The following is a 15,062-nucleotide window of genomic DNA, read 5'->3' on the forward strand; positions in this document are numbered from 1 at the left end:
GAAAAGAGAGGGATAGTTAAGGTTCTTAATAATAGTGTGTAGTTTCTTCTTACAAATCGGTGTGGTTTTCAATTTGTATAAAGTCAAACTTGTAATTTCGTATTTTGACTCTAAATCCAGAAGGTGATACATTAATGGAATTGGGAGGAAATGCAATGGTAAAACGTGCAATGACAGACGAAGCGAAGGCATTAAAGGCGCAGCTCATACTGGATCAGGCCGCTTATATGCTTGAAAAATCTGAATATAATCAGATCAAAATGTCCGATATCGCTAAAGAAATGAATATGTCAAAAGGTATTCTTTTTGTCTACTTCAAAACAAAAGAAGCATTATTTTTTAATTTACTCTGCCGAGAATATGAGAAGAGATTGATTCGGCTCACCGAGTTAATTAATTTATATCCCATAAATACTTTCAATGATTTCAAACGTTTGATTATGACCGAGCTGATCGAAATGGTAGATCATAACCCTTTATATATTCGCTTGGAGGCAATGCGCTCGACCGTACTGGAGATCAATGTTGAAGCCGAGATGATGTTGGAACTGAAAACGAAATTATATTTACAGATGATGGAAATGATTGTCTTGATTTGTCGAAATATTTCATTGACAGAGAGTGAAGTAATGAATGTTTTTCAGGCGCAAGCTTCTATTATTATTGGCTGTAAATCATCTACAAGTATTCCTGCAGAAGTTACTGCCATCATAGAAGAGAAAAAACTGGACGGATTCAAACGAGACTTTAGAGCCGATGTCAGCGCTACAATGGAATGTTATTTGGATGGATATATTTATCGGAAAAATATTGGGGAGCTACCTACACGGTAGCTTTTTTTTATGATGTTCGATCTGATTTATGTTTACAGATGACCCTGAGTCAATTATAATTGACTCAGGGTCATTTGAATGATATGGAGGAAAACATCATGAGTAAAAAAGTTGCACTCGTTACCGGAGCTTCAGCGGGAATTGGAAAAGAGACAGCTATTGAATTGAAAAATAAAGGATTCATTGTATACGCTGCGGCTCGCCGTATAGAGCTGATGAAAGACTTGGCCTCTCAGGGAATTCAACCAATTACCTTAGACGTTACTGATGAGGAGTCGATGGTTCACTGTGTGGACCACATCATGAGTATAGAGGGACGAATTGACGTCCTGGTCAATAATGCGGGGTACGGCTCTTACGGTGCAATCGAAGATGTCCCAATGGAAGAGGCTCGCCGGCAAGTTGAAGTGAATGTATTCGGCCTGGCGCGAATGACGCAGTTGGTAGTACCCAGCATGCGAAAACACCGATTCGGTAAAATTGTTAATATCTCCTCCATGGGTGGGAAAGTATGGACTACCTTTGGAGGCTGGTATCATGCAACTAAATTCGCAGTTGAAGGATTTTCAGACTGTTTGCGTCTAGAGCTTATGCCATTTGGAATAGACGTTATAGTGATTGAACCTGGGGCTATTGCAACAGATTGGGGAGTGATTGCAGCCGAGAACCTTCGCAAGGCTTCCTCGGATGGGGCATATGCTCAAGCTGCTAACAAAACAGCAGACAACATGGTGAAAACCTATAGCGGGAAACAACCAACACAGTCATCCGTTATTGGTCGTTGTATTGGTAGAGCAGTAACCGTCAAACGTCCCAAAACAAGGTATTTGATCGGATTTAGTGCTAAGCCTATGGTCTTGATCAAAAGAATCTTTGGAGATCGGGCGTTTGACCGACTTGTTGCTCGCTTCTTCTAAATAAATATCTGTAACACAAAGTCGCTTATCTTAGCGACTTTTTTTAATTTTACTCTTGATATATTAAACTACTTTTAGGGTAGCAACGGAAAATAAAGCAGATATTATATACGTCACATCATTGAAACATTAAAGGCACAAAAAAGGGATGTTCCTGTCATATTTATGACCTAGGGAACATCCTCTTCAGTTCATAACATCTTAGTCTTGGTAATCCGCATTTATGGTTGTCTCTTTCCATTCCTCCATGCTCACAAGCAGATTAGTGAATTTGTGGTGGGCTGCTTGATAAGCTTGTTTTCCCAACAATAACCGAAGAGGAGGTTCCGGTGTTTCAACAAGGTTAACGATTGCTTCAGCTAATTTGATAGGATCACCAGCTTCTTGACCCGCCCCAAGTTGAATCCCTTGCAACATCTGGCCTACAATGGATGCTTTGTATTCGGGAATAGAAGTATCCGTTTTTGCAGAAGAGCGTCCGCCCCAATCTGTGCGGAAGCTGCTCGGCTCTATCAAAGATACACGAATATTGAAAGGAGCCAATTCTTGAGCAAGGCTCTCTGAGATACCTTCAACGGCGTATTTTGTAGCGTGATAATAACCAAGAGTCGGGAATGAAGTCAGACCACCAATGGAAGAAAAGTTGATAATGTGTCCGTTCTTTTGATTTCGCATGTAAGGGAGTACGGTATTGGTTACATGCATGAGTCCCCAGAAGTTGATTTCAAACATACGGCGAGTCTCTTCTTCCAAGCTTTCCTCTACTGAACTGAAATATCCGATGCCTGCGTTGTTTACCAAGACATCAATACGACTAAATTTTTCAATCGTTTGATCTATAGCCAGACGAATCTGATCTGGATTGGTCACATCCAATGGGAGCGTGAGTGTATTTTCTTCATGACCTGCAGTTAGATCTGAAATTTGTTCCACATCTCGTGCTGTCACAACCACTTTGTATCCAGCATGAATTGCTTGTTCCGCGATATGGCGCCCAAATCCTGTTGAGCATCCTGTAATGAACCATACTTTATCTTGTTGAGACAATATAATCACTCCTTCAAGTTGATATCTATACTTTAGTTCTTAAAGTTAACTTGAAGTCAATACTTTTCTTGATGTACCTCTATTTCATCTTTTTATACATCAGAATTTCATAGATCGCGATCTTGCGAATAATCTTTTCTAAATGAAATTGTGTTTGTGAAACGGTACGCTCAACCTTGACTTTATGCTCTAATAAGAATTCTTTTCTCGCGTCAAGGGATACATCACCCTGACGAATTAGTTCTGTGTATGCCTTAATATCCTCGATAGACATTCCAGTGTCTTTTAGAGCAATGACCAATTCAAGCCATTCGAGTACCTCATCCGAATATTCTCTTCTTCCTGAAATGTTTCGCTGTACGTGAGGCAATATTCCTTCCTGCTCATAATATCGGAGGGTAGAAGGGCGAATACCCGTAATCTTTTCAATTTCGCTAATACTGTACATAAGCATGTCCTTTCAAAGTTAAAGTTTACTTTAAGTATATCTGACGGAATCAAGGTATACACACTATCCTCAAAGTTGTTCATACCAACAAACGTTAATTAATTATGGAAAGATCACTATTCCTGATTTCCGATTCTGTTTTAATCGATCCCAGAAGAAATTTCAAATATTGAAGTGCTTGGGTTTTAGTGCCCCCCTTTTGCTTTAAAAAATACCATTCCAATATAAGAAGTGCTGTATTGCAGTAGTGATCAACTACCAGTTCATAGGGAATATTGTATTGATATCTGCAGTCCTCCATAACAAAGAAATCACGAATTTTAGCGTTCAAGTGCATCCTAAAATGATGGTATAAGAAGTCTCTCTCGCTGTGGTGTCGCAGTATGCTTTTTAAGATGTCCTGATTGGCTGAAGCCAAATCAAAAGCGCGGTCAAATAAGATATATAAACGTTCCTCTGAATCCAAGTTACTATAATCATCAAGCTCTACCATCTTATACAGACAGAACCAAATATAACTCAGCAAATCAAACTTATCATCAAAATAATTATAGAATGTTGCTCGAGGATAACTACTTCGTTCGCATAATTCATTCACCGTTATTTCATGAAATGGTTTTTCAGTGAGCAGTTCAAGCATTGTAGAGGTAAATGCATCTAATGTGCGTTGCGCTCCTTTTGTCACCTTTTTAGCAAGGTCATACTTCATCCCAGATATGCCTCCTTTGACACATTTTAATTTATGTCTAAACCTGGACGAATCACAGGTTTTGATTCTTGATGGAGATTGGAATGTAGTTTATCGTACTAAACATAGATTTACAAGTGTCCAATATTTTGCGATTGCACTAAACCAGCACAAAGCACAGAAGGAGATTAAATAGATGAGTAATTTATACGTATCAGAAAATCTAATCCTGCCCAATGGAAAAACAATTAAAAATCGCTTCTTTAAGTCAGCGATGAGCGAAACAATGGCGAAGCGCGATAACAGCCCCAACATGATGCATGTTAACTTATACAGTCAGTGGGCAAAAGGCGGAGCAGGTATCGTTATGACTGGAAACGTGATGGTAGACCGGACAGCTCTTGGTGAACCTGGTAATGTTGTAGTTGAAGATGAACGTGATTTGGATATGTTAAAAAAATGGGCAAAGGCGGGGACAGTCAATAATACACATTTGTGGATGCAAATTAATCATCCCGGGAAACAATCCCCAAAATCGATTTCCAAGCACCCTGTAGCACCTAGCGCCGTATCCGTAGAAGGCAGCTATGGTAGTGCATTTTATCCACCCAGAGCACTGACTACAGAAGAAGTTCAAGGTTTGATTCAACGTTTTGTTAATACAGCCAGAATTGCAAAAAAAGCTGGTTTCACTGGGGTTCAAATACACGGAGCCCACGGATATTTAGTAAACCAGTTCCTGTCTCCAGCAGAAAACCAAAGAACAGACCATTACGGTGGTACTCTAGGAAATCGGATGCGATTCTTGGTGGACATCTACCAAGGCATGCGTAAAGCACTCGGAAATAATTTTTCAATAGGGCTTAAATTAAATTCCTCCGATTTCAAGGAAGGTGGATTTAGTGAAGAAGACTCTATTGAAGTCGTGAAAAAGATGGCTGAGCTCGGCATAGACTTAATAGAGATATCAGGCGGAAGTTATGAGAACCCTAAAATGTCGTCTGGAACTGGAAAAGGTAGTGATGATGTCTTTTTCCTTCAATATGCACAAAAATTAAAATCTTTAGTCGACGTGCCCATTGTAGTCACTGGCGGTTTTAGATCCTTGGAGATTATGGAAGAAGCGTTAAAACATCAAAAAACGTCGATGATTGGAATCGCGCGTCCGTTAGCTATGGTTCCAGACATTCCTAATCGTATATTTCAAGGTCGATATGAGACAGTGAAGACGCAAAGGCTGACTACAGGCTTTAAAATTTTGGACAAGAAGTTTGGTGCTGCAATAGGCAATAGTTATTACGAACAGCAAATGAAGCGACTGGCTAAAGGAAAAGAATCAAAAAGAACAACCAATGCCTGTAGTCCTCTCTTGCATACCATGATGTTACATGGCCCACATGTATTGATGCCGCGTCGTTCCAAATAAGGACTAAAACTTAACTATAAAATGTTTTATGGATACAGATTTTAAACGAGCTGTGAAAAGAGAGGTGGATTACTTTTGAAAACCATTGCTATTATTGGTGCCGGGCCCGGCTCAGGTTTCTACAACGGTATCCAGTTCCCGGTGCCAAAACGTTTCACGGGTACGAACCTCTTTACGACGCTCCTCATAAGCGCTCTGAGCCTGCTCTGCAGGTGTAGGAAGCTTCATTGTACACGAATCCGGCCATGGGCCCTTTTATATTAACAAAATAATAGAATTAACAATAAAAATAGGACACTCCTAAAAAGGGATGTCCTATTTTTTATGAATATAAATACATAGAATATTATATTTGGTTCATCATTTCGTCATGAATTAAAACAAATAGGTTGTTGAAAATGCCTGCTAACTTGCTATAATATAACCTATTGATATTGATAATCAATATCATTTATTATTTATTGTCACTCATCACTACAGTGAATAGGGGATAAGATTTTTTTCTAAATTTATGTCTGAGGAGGTAAATGACACTGAATTTATCCAACACAGTACGCTGCGTGGGAATCCAAATTTTCTAAATCTAGGGGGATATCAATTAAATGAGAAAGTCTATTTCTTCAAAATTAATGTTTATCATGGTTGCAGCTTTAACTTTGGTGTTGGCAGCATGTTCAAGTAATGAACCTGCTACGACGGATACTGCGAATACAGAGGCTGTAACTTCCGACACTGCAACTACAGCAGCAGCAACAACAGTTGAAATTACGGATGCGCATGGAACGGTAACTGTGCCTGTAAATCCAACGAAGGTCGTTGCTCTGGATAACAGAACATTTGAGACGCTGTCCACTTGGGGTGTCAAATTGGCAGCAGCGCCGAAGGATGTAATGCCTGCGGATTCACCATATGTGGCGGATGAATCGGTACAAAATATTGGGAATCATCGCGAACCGAATATTGAACTATTGGCATCTATTCAGCCTGACCTTGTCATTGTTGGTCAACGATTCGCTGGCTACTATGAAGACATCAAAAAATTAGTGCCTAATGCAGCAGTGATTGATCTTAATATTGAGCTTGAAGAAACGGCATCGCCTGGAGAAAACTTTGTTAATGGCCTTAAAGATGCAACAACCAATTTGGGGAAAATTTTCGAGAAGCAAGAAGAAGCTAGCCAACTGATTGCTGATTTTGATAAAGCTATTGAAGAAGCCAAGGCCGCTTATAACGGAGAAGATAAGATTATGAGTGTTGTCGTTTCTGGTGGAAACATTGGTTTCTCGGCTCCTCTTACTGGACGTGTATGGGGACCATTGTATGATATTTTCGGCTGGGTTCCGGCTCTAGAAGTGGACAAATCTTCTTCTGATCATCAAGGTGATGATATTTCTGTTGAAGCGATCGCCCAAAGCAATCCGGATTGGATTTTCGTACTGGATCGGGATGCAGCTGTATCTGCTGAAGAAGGTGCCGTTCCAGCTCAGGACGTTATTGATAACTCACCTGCTCTGAAAAACACCACTGCTATTACTCAAAAACAAATCGTATATGCTCCAAACGATACGTACACCAATGAATCCATCGAAACTTTCCTGGAGTTGATTAACAACCTTACGAAAGCTTTAGCTAAACAGTAAAAAGGAGTATGCTGCAGTGCAGAAAAATTTAATACCCAAAATAGCTGGGGTTGAGAATTCTCAACCCCAGCGTCATAATCCCAAAAAGCTATGGACCATACCTTTTATCATTGCGATTATAGCCACTATAATTTTAGGCATTACATCACTGCTTATTGGAGTCTATGACATACGAGGACAAGCGGATGGAATGGAGATGTTCTTCATTACTCGTGTCCCAAGAACTGTTGCATTAATGCTTACCGGTGCCGCCATGGCAATGGCAGGACTGGTCATGCAGCTTATTACACAGAATCGTTTGGTAGAACCTACGACAACAGGAACAATGGAATGGTCAGGTCTGGGGATCATGTTTATTTATTTGGTCTTTCCTGCCCCGAGTTTAACGCTAAGAATGACTGGCGCAATCATTTTTTCTTTTATAGGAACGATGATTTTTTTTATGTTTCTAAAGAAAGTTAAACTCCGTTCGTCTTTGGTTGTCCCCATTATTGGAATGATGCTCGGAGCAGTCATTTCTGCATTTTCAACTTTTGTAGGGCTTGTGTTCCAAATGACTCAAAATATTGAAAGCTGGTTTGCGGGCTCCTTTTCATCTGTGCAAATTGGCAGGTATGAATATTTATGGCTTATTGTATTGGTGACTATTCTTATTTTTGTTTTTGCTGATCGGCTAACATTAGCCGGACTAGGGGAGGATGTCGCTACCAGTCTTGGCGTAAATTATGACAGGATCATTCTTTTGGGTACTGCGCTTATTTCACTAGCCGTTGGGATCGTTGCAGCTGTCATTGGGAACTTGCCTTTTCTAGGGTTAATTGTCCCCAATATTGTTTCCATGTTTAGGGGTGACGACCTCAGGAGCAATCTGCCTTGGGTGTGCTTATTAGGGATGGGCAGCATCATTGTATGTGATATCCTGTCTCGTGTCATTATCATGCCGTTTGAAATACCTGTCTCGATGATCCTTGGAACAGTGGGAGCCGTCGTATTCATTGTCATTTTGTTAAGACAAAGGCGGTCAACAAGGAGGATAAGATGAGCGACTTAGCAAGTAGAAATCCACTAAATATCGAAATCGATCCTAGCCGTCGCCCTAAAAAAAGATCAGCTAGAGCCTTCCGTACCAAGAAGGAAGAAAAGCGTTATTGGATTTTGCTGATAACATTGATTGTTCTGGGCATTTTTGCATCCGTGGGATTACTGGTTTACAACAATCCGGTGCCGGTGTCTTCGCCTTCTTTTATACCTGTCGTTACAAGAAGGGTAGTTGCTGTGGTTTCCATGCTGATCGCTGCAATTTGCCAAAGTTTATCAACAGTTGCTTTTCAATCGATTACGAATAACAAAATTATCACTCCGTCCCTTTTAGGATTTGATGCTATTTATTCAACCATTCATACGAGCACCATATTTTTCCTTGGTGCGACGGTATTTGTGAATTTTAGCGGTGTTGATTCCTTTTTATATCAGATTGCTGCAATGGTCATCATGTGTCTGATCCTTTATGGATGGCTGCTTTCCGGAAAATACGGCAATTTACAACTTTTGCTTCTGGTCGGTATTATCATTGGGACCGGGCTGAGGTCCGTATCTTCTTTTATGAGAAGACTTCTTGCACCGTCCGAGTTTGATATTTTGCAGGCAAGAATGTTTGCTTCCGTGAATAATGCGGACTCGGCCTACTTCCCGATTGCGATTCCTATCGTCATCATTGCAGCGATCCTGCTGCTTGCTAATGCCAAGAGGTTAAATGTATTGTCGCTGGGTAAGGATGTCTCGACTTCCTTGGGAACTAAACATCAACGTGGTGTGATTTATACGCTGGTCCTGGTTTCCATTTTGATGGCCATTTCGACGGCTTTGGTTGGACCCCTTACATTCTATGGATTTTTAGTTGCGATTTTGAGTTATCAGGCTGCGCAAACCTATGATCACAGATATGTTTTCCCAATGGCTCTTGCGATAGGGTTTGTGATCTTAACCGGTGCATACTTTATTATGAATCATGTTTTCAATGCCCAAGGTGTTGTCTCCATCATTATAGAATTGGTTGGTGGACTAACATTTTTAATTGTGATATTAAGGAAGGGTTCTTTATGATACAGATCAATAATGTCAAAAAGTCCTATGCAGCCGAGGTAGAGATCGGCCCTTTGAATATTCATATACCCAAAGCTGGTCTTACTTCTTTAATCGGACCCAACGGTGCGGGGAAGTCGACGACACTGCTGATGATCGGAAGACTTTTGGATTTGGATGAAGGTCAGATTAAGGTTGCCAATATGGATGTTTCCACATCCAAATCAAAGGACCTGGCCAAGATTGTAACGGTTTTACGACAAGAGAATCACTTTGTCACAAGGCTTACCGTTAGACAACTTGCCGGGTTTGGACGGTTTCCATATTCCAAGGGAAGATTAACGAATGAGGATGAAGCTATTATTTCTAAATATATTGATTTTTTAGACTTAACTGATCTGGAAAATAGATATTTGAATGAGCTTTCTGGTGGTCAAAGGCAAAGAGCCTATGTCGCAATGGTTTTGTGTCAGGAGACGGAATATGTACTTTTGGACGAGCCTCTGAATAATCTGGATGTTGCCCGTTCTGTGCGGATGATGGAGCATTTGAGATATGCTGCTAATGAATTCGGAAGAACCATTCTGACGGTTATGCATGATATCAATTTTGCAGCCAAATACTCGGATCGAATATGTGCGATGAAAGATGGTCAAATTGCCGCTTTTGGAACCGTACAAGAAGTGATGGACCCCGAAATTTTAACAGATATTTTTGAAACGAAAATTGAAATTATTGATGGTCCTTATGGACCGATAGCGATCTATTAGCTACAAGTGTTTAATGAAAATTTGTTTGTTAAAATGGCTTTCAGAAAGTAGAGTGATTATTCACTCTGCTTTTTTTTTATTCAATGCCGAGAATCCTCCTGCAAAATTTTCTTTCTTGTTCAAAAGGTATTTCGCTCACAGAGCGTTATTTTGGATATGGAAAGCGATTTTGTATGCCATAAATTGGCTTGATGGTTCCAGATAGTGTAATCTGGAGATTATGAAAACCCATTTGAACGAGAAGGGATCGGGATGATTCAATGACACAAAAAATCTATTATGACTCTGCTTATACAAGAGAGTGGCATACAACAATTACAGGCAAAGTAGATAAGGAAGACGGTGTATATGTCACGCTGGCGGAGACAGCTTTTTACCCGCATGGGGGTGGACAACCTTGTGATCTGGGACAGATTGGTGGCATCGCTGTTCTGGATGTGAACATCGAAGATGGTGAAGTATGGCATAAGCTGGAACGCACCCCTGAACAGACTGAGGTACATTGTGAGATTGACTGGGAGCGCAGATTCGATCATATGCAGCAGCATACGGGTCAGCATTTGTTATCGGCAATCACGCTAAAGCTGACTGAAGCGATGACGCTCAGTTTCCATCTTGGCACGGAGTATGACACGATTGATGTGGCTGCGCCTGAACTGGGAGCGAATCAATTGACCGCCATTGAACAAGAAGTGAATCGCCAGATCTATCGTAACGCTCGCATCAACACGTCCTGGGTTACAGCAGAAGAGGCAGCACAATTGCCACTGGTGAAGCAGCCTACGGTAACGGAAGACATTCGTATAGTCGAGATCGAGGGTGTGGAGTATAACGCCTGCGGCGGAACGCATGTATCGGCGACAGGTGAGATCGGCATCATCAAACTGTTGAAAACCGAAAAAGTGAAGGGCGGCACCCGCATTTATTTCAAATGTGGAACAAGAGCGCTGAATGAATTCACATCCACACAAAACGTGCTCAATAGCATCATGGTTAAATTAAAGACCAGCAAGGATGAATTGTTGGAGCGCATTGAGAAAATGGAACTGGAGCAAAAGCAGCTGCAAACCGAGCTGAATGCAGTGAAAACAACCAATGATGCCTATTATGCGGAGGAACTTCTAGCTGCTCGCGAAGGGCTGGTGATTGCCCAGGTCTTTGAAGACAAATCGCTCAAGGATATGCAGAGCCTGGCTACCAAGCTGACGGCAGATCATGAAGGTCTTGTGCTGTTCGCCAGCATATCAGAGGCCAAAGTTGTTCTGGCACAGAACGGACAGCCGCCTGAATGGGCTTGTGGACCTTTCTTCAAAGGCAATCTTGGAGCCTACAATGGCAAAGGTGGCGGCAGTGAAAAGATGGCTCAGGCGGGGTTTGCCAGCAGTGAAGATGCGCTTGCCTTTTACGAATTCACCAAGGATCAGCTGGGACATCACTGATTCGCATTTTCCTTTATGAGACACGCAGGTATTTAAATATAAGTAGGGGACAAGCACGTCACATTGTGGCGTGTTTTCCATTGCCAATAGTTGAAGGAGGTTGGAACATGACAGAACGAATTCCGTGTATACGTGAAGGGTGTCCAAATACCATTTTGCCAGCAACGGCTGCCAGAACAAGTGGGTATTGCATGCCTTGCAAGCAAGAGATGGAGCGCGAGGAACGCCAGAGATACATTGAAGCGAATCGACGTGACGTGAACTTGTATGCAGGTATCACAGACCCGGTCGAAGTACTGAAAATCATGCATGAACCTCAGGTACGCGATCCACTAATTCGTTATACACCCTATGAACAATCCGAGGAACAGGTATATCTATCTTTGTCTGTTGAGCAACAAGATCAGATGAAGGATTATGCGATGCAACGGATTCGTACAGGTGATGAAGATATGGGCAAAGACATTCTGGTATATCTGGTCTGCTACCATGATATATCGTTAACCGCCGAAATTCCTGAGCTGCTGGAACAGGAGATCTATTATCCTGCCATTTTGTATAAAAGTGCCTCGGGTGAGGATCGTGATCGTCTCTTGCAGCAGGTGAACACCGATGATGAGAATCGGAATCACATATTGCTCATGCTGGCCCATATCGGAGATGATGTTGTCGTGCAGCAGTTCCGGCAGTGGAGACAGTCTCCTCCATCTTGGGCGAGTGAATTGTACGTGGCACCAGAGCACTACACTACTGAAGCGGGTTGGGAGCTTACAAAAGACGGGCAGCGCAGGGAGTTATTCATCACCCCAAGTTATTCACTCTATAAAGTAAAAGAGAATGAAGCGCCTAACGTGGAGTCAACCGGAAATTCACTCTCGATTCTGAACCCTAGCGTTAATTGTTGTCCATGGTGTGGCAATGCGTTAACCACCTTAATTAATCTGGATGTTAAACATCCCGCTTTGAAGGAGGTGTCTTGGCATGCCGAGCGACTTCAGATACAGACTTGCGTGATATGCAGCAGTTACGGTGTGGTTTACATGGAGCTCGACGCAGCGGGGGAACCGTTATGGAGTTCACATAACGTCATGTCTGTGGGAATGGACGAGATTGACCAGGACGACTATGGTAAACTTGCGCCGGATGTTGGCCAGCAGTTTCGGATTGCGAATGCATCGCGTCATGCTTTCCATGCCAGTGAGTGGGGGATGGAGCCATCGTTATCTCAGGTCGGCGGCCATCCAGGATGGGTTCAGGATGCAGAGTATCCAACATGTCCAAGCTGTTCCGTGAGAATGAAGGCTGTCGCACAACTAGATTGGGGAGAGGTTGAGGAATACGGTGAGGGTATGTATTACATGTTCATATGTGAGCCGTGTCAGATGACCGCCGTATCGTACCAGCAATCTTGATGGTGGAAGCTATGATTAAAAGCTATTATTAGCAATCATCTTATTAGTAATATTACACCGCTGTTAGGGTTGGAATGACAGTCGTAGCAGACAATAGCAAAGAGGCATCCCGTAAGTTCTTGAACTTCAGGGGATGCCTCTTTGCTTGCCCTGCGCAGGATGGCTGGGAGATATCTGCTACAGTTAGCCGGTTATGTTATTTAGTCACCAGAGTGACAATGGGGTGTTTTTTCTACGTGCTTAGGCAGCTTTATCGTACGCACACAATCTAACGAACCTAGCACGTCTAATTGGGCGAATTAGCAGCTCGGTAGAATTCTAACGAATCGTAGCTACGTTATTGCTTCTTATCCCAGGTTTTTTCGAAGCAAATCAGAGGTTTTGTCTGTAATAAGAATGCTGAGATTCGTTAAAATTTCATATGCCTGTATAACTGCGATATAAGGTGTATCCGATTCGTTAGCGCTTGGCCCAAACCCGAACCTAAACTTACCCCATACACACGACCTGTTCATTACCGCGCCCACATTGTACCACCTGAGTTACTACTGCTTCATATGCGTCTCCTGACTACATCCTCTACAAGTCCGCAGATGCCTGCTTCAGCAGTCCAGCCAACCATTCATAATCGGGCGTATCTTTTTCTTTGAGCTTGATCGTTTTGCGTTCTTCCGGGCCTTCAAATATCCCATCGGGTAGATCAAGTCCGGTTGCATGAAAGATGGTGAAGGATACGGCTTGTTTGGATGGAGAGATGACCGCAGCGTACTTACCGTTTTTCAAAAAATGAGGTTTCTTGTATTGCACACGTTCCTGTACGTCAGGGATGGTATCATGGACCAACTGTCGCAATTGTTCAGCGACTTGTATTTGCCAGGGGATCTGAATCTGTTCAATAAACCCAGTAACTTCTACATTCTTGGTCATGCATGTTCACCCTCCGTATGGATCTGATTGTGTATTTCCCATTCTGGTCTCAGGATTCCCATCATTAAGCGGTCGTAACGTTTACCATCACGATATACAGCTGAACGTGCCCGTCCTTCCAACTGAAAACCAGCCTTCTCATAGGAGCGAATCGCTTTGGCGTTGTAGGCGATGACATCGAGACCAACCCGGTCCAGATTCATCTCATGGAATGCATATCGTAAAATAAGATTCAACGCTTCCGTGCCATATCCCTTGTTGCGATGTTTGGCAAGTCCGATGCCAATGGCAAGTTGTCCGCAGCGGTTGTTCCATTCAATGCTATGAATGACGACAAAACCAATCAGCGTATCCTCTTCAAGCGTGCGCAGTCTGAAGTAAACTTCCTTGTTCTTCGTTTCGCCCTCATCTTCCAACTGTTTCTCTGAATAGGGAATGGCAAGATCAGTATCCACATTCCGAAGGTACTCCGGGTCTTCGTTCCATTGCAGCATGGTCTGCACGTCTTCAGGACGTGGGGGAGTCATTTTTAATCGTTTGCTATAAAACAGGTTGTCCGTAGTTAGTGTCATAGGGGTCTCCTTTAAATTAAGTTAAGCTAGCTTCACCTTAGTTTCACATTTAACTCTATGTATAATTCGCAATAGACCTCGCCCCTTTGGCATCTGATAGCCTCATCATACTGGAAATTATAGGTGAATCACAATAGCGTATTTCAGTGGATATAAGTAACCTCTTGTCATAAAACCTAACACGGTAGTAATATGAGTTAATCGATATACATTCAGTGATAGAACCAATAAAAATGTCGGCAGGAGTGATACGTTTTGGAGATCAAAGTGGATGATTTAACTGGAGTACAAGTGAAGACATTAATTGCAGAGCACTTGCAAGGGATGGCAGCGGATTCGCCTCCTGAGAGTATTCATGCGTTGAATCTGGATGGGCTTAAGAAACCTGAAATTACATTCTGGTGTGCGTGGGAAGGGGAAGACTTGCTCGGTTGCGGGGCTATCAAAGAACTTGATCCAGCGCATGCAGAATTGAAATCGATGCGTACCGCTTCGGCTCATCTGAGAAAAGGCGTAGCAAGAAAAATTTTGGCCCACATTATGGACGTTGCTGTAGAACGTGGTTATAAGCGAGTCAGTCTGGAGACGGGCTCCATGGATTCGTTTATTCCGGCACGGAAGTTGTACGAAGACTTCGGATTCGAATATTGCGAACCATTCGCGGATTATACATTGGACCCAAACAGCGCATTTATGACGAAAACAATCTAAATGGATTTACGTGAGAAACCAGTATTCTGTTTTTTACAGGATACTGGTTTTTTATTTTTGCAACATATCGTACATTTTTAAAGTTGGAAAAGGAGTAGAATACACGCAATGATGTAACATGGACCATGCTATGAAAAGGGTGGAGGGAGC

15 protein-coding genes are annotated in these 15,062 nt (G+C 42.3%); 10 read left to right on the forward strand and 5 right to left on the reverse strand.

All coding sequences use genetic code 11. The features are described from left to right. Positions 1-155 precede the first annotated feature (155 nt). A complete protein-coding gene (locus ACETMN_RS04885; protein WP_091015943.1) occupies positions 156-833 on the forward strand; it encodes a TetR family transcriptional regulator in 678 nt (225 codons plus the stop codon). A 98-nt stretch (positions 834-931) separates the two neighbouring features. Continuing rightward, on the forward strand, positions 932-1,750 hold the full coding sequence (locus ACETMN_RS04890) for an oxidoreductase (RefSeq protein WP_091015941.1): 819 nt from the start codon (positions 932-934) through the stop codon (positions 1,748-1,750). A gap of 201 nt (positions 1,751-1,951) precedes the next feature. On the opposite strand, the gene ACETMN_RS04895 is transcribed toward ACETMN_RS04890, so the two are convergent. The 3 genes from ACETMN_RS04895 to ACETMN_RS04905 all read right to left on the reverse strand — a co-directional run bounded on the left by ACETMN_RS04895 (position 1,952) and on the right by ACETMN_RS04905 (position 3,954). Then, entirely contained in the window at positions 1,952-2,797 is an 846-nt protein-coding gene (locus ACETMN_RS04895; protein WP_091015940.1) for an oxidoreductase, read from the reverse strand. A gap of 79 nt (positions 2,798-2,876) precedes the next feature. Beyond that, positions 2,877-3,245, reverse strand: a complete 369-nt coding sequence (locus ACETMN_RS04900) for a MerR family transcriptional regulator (protein ID WP_091015938.1) — start codon at positions 3,243-3,245, stop codon at positions 2,877-2,879. 94 nt (positions 3,246-3,339) lie between these two features. Beyond that, positions 3,340-3,954, reverse strand: coding sequence for a TetR/AcrR family transcriptional regulator (locus tag ACETMN_RS04905; protein WP_091015937.1), 615 nt, complete (start codon positions 3,952-3,954; stop codon positions 3,340-3,342). A 175-nt stretch (positions 3,955-4,129) separates the two neighbouring features. Here ACETMN_RS04905 and ACETMN_RS04910 point away from each other — a divergent pair, with 175 nt between their 5' ends. The 7 genes from ACETMN_RS04910 to ACETMN_RS04940 all read left to right on the forward strand — a co-directional run bounded on the left by ACETMN_RS04910 (position 4,130) and on the right by ACETMN_RS04940 (position 12,702). Continuing rightward, positions 4,130-5,359 (forward strand): NADH:flavin oxidoreductase/NADH oxidase family protein, encoded by a 1,230-nt coding sequence (locus ACETMN_RS04910; protein WP_091015935.1) that lies wholly within the window; start codon positions 4,130-4,132, stop codon positions 5,357-5,359. Between the two features lie 602 nt (positions 5,360-5,961). Further along, positions 5,962-6,999 (forward strand): siderophore ABC transporter substrate-binding protein, encoded by a 1,038-nt coding sequence (locus tag ACETMN_RS04915; RefSeq protein ID WP_091015933.1) that lies wholly within the window; start codon positions 5,962-5,964, stop codon positions 6,997-6,999. A gap of 31 nt (positions 7,000-7,030) precedes the next feature. Continuing rightward, complete coding sequence (locus tag ACETMN_RS04920; protein ID WP_373419835.1) at positions 7,031-8,041, forward strand: ABC transporter permease; 1,011 nt, start codon at positions 7,031-7,033, stop codon at positions 8,039-8,041. Beyond that, positions 8,038-9,102 carry an iron chelate uptake ABC transporter family permease subunit gene (locus tag ACETMN_RS04925; protein ID WP_091015929.1) on the forward strand — a complete coding sequence of 355 codons (1,065 nt, stop codon included), beginning with the start codon at positions 8,038-8,040 and terminating at the stop codon, positions 9,100-9,102. The genes ACETMN_RS04920 and ACETMN_RS04925 overlap by 4 nt, the downstream gene beginning before the upstream one ends. Beyond that, positions 9,099-9,851, forward strand: coding sequence for an ABC transporter ATP-binding protein (locus ACETMN_RS04930; RefSeq protein WP_091015928.1), 753 nt, complete (start codon positions 9,099-9,101; stop codon positions 9,849-9,851). The genes ACETMN_RS04925 and ACETMN_RS04930 overlap by 4 nt, the downstream gene beginning before the upstream one ends. Before the next feature lie 260 nt (positions 9,852-10,111). Continuing rightward, positions 10,112-11,290: an alanyl-tRNA editing protein gene (locus ACETMN_RS04935; RefSeq protein WP_091015926.1), complete on the forward strand. Its 1,179-nt coding sequence runs from the start codon at positions 10,112-10,114 to the stop codon at positions 11,288-11,290. Positions 11,291-11,397: 107 nt separating this feature from the next. Next, on the forward strand, positions 11,398-12,702 hold the full coding sequence (locus ACETMN_RS04940) for a DUF1963 domain-containing protein (protein ID WP_091015924.1): 1,305 nt from the start codon (positions 11,398-11,400) through the stop codon (positions 12,700-12,702). A 579-nt stretch (positions 12,703-13,281) separates the two neighbouring features. On the opposite strand, the gene ACETMN_RS04945 is transcribed toward ACETMN_RS04940, so the two are convergent. Then, entirely contained in the window at positions 13,282-13,629 is a 348-nt protein-coding gene (locus ACETMN_RS04945) for a DUF1801 domain-containing protein (protein WP_091015920.1), read from the reverse strand. After that, a complete protein-coding gene (locus ACETMN_RS04950) occupies positions 13,626-14,201 on the reverse strand; it encodes a GNAT family N-acetyltransferase (protein WP_411735842.1) in 576 nt (191 codons plus the stop codon). The genes ACETMN_RS04945 and ACETMN_RS04950 overlap by 4 nt, the downstream gene beginning before the upstream one ends. A 255-nt stretch (positions 14,202-14,456) precedes the next feature. On the opposite strand from ACETMN_RS04950, the gene ACETMN_RS04955 reads away from it, so the two are divergent. After that, on the forward strand, positions 14,457-14,912 hold the full coding sequence (locus ACETMN_RS04955) for a GNAT family N-acetyltransferase (RefSeq protein WP_091015919.1): 456 nt from the start codon (positions 14,457-14,459) through the stop codon (positions 14,910-14,912). Positions 14,913-15,062 lie beyond the last annotated feature (150 nt).

Origin of the sequence: Paenibacillus sp. M2 (assembly GCF_046713495.1) — a bacterium.
In the GTDB taxonomy this organism is placed as follows: domain Bacteria; phylum Bacillota; class Bacilli; order Paenibacillales; family Paenibacillaceae; genus Paenibacillus; species Paenibacillus amylolyticus_B.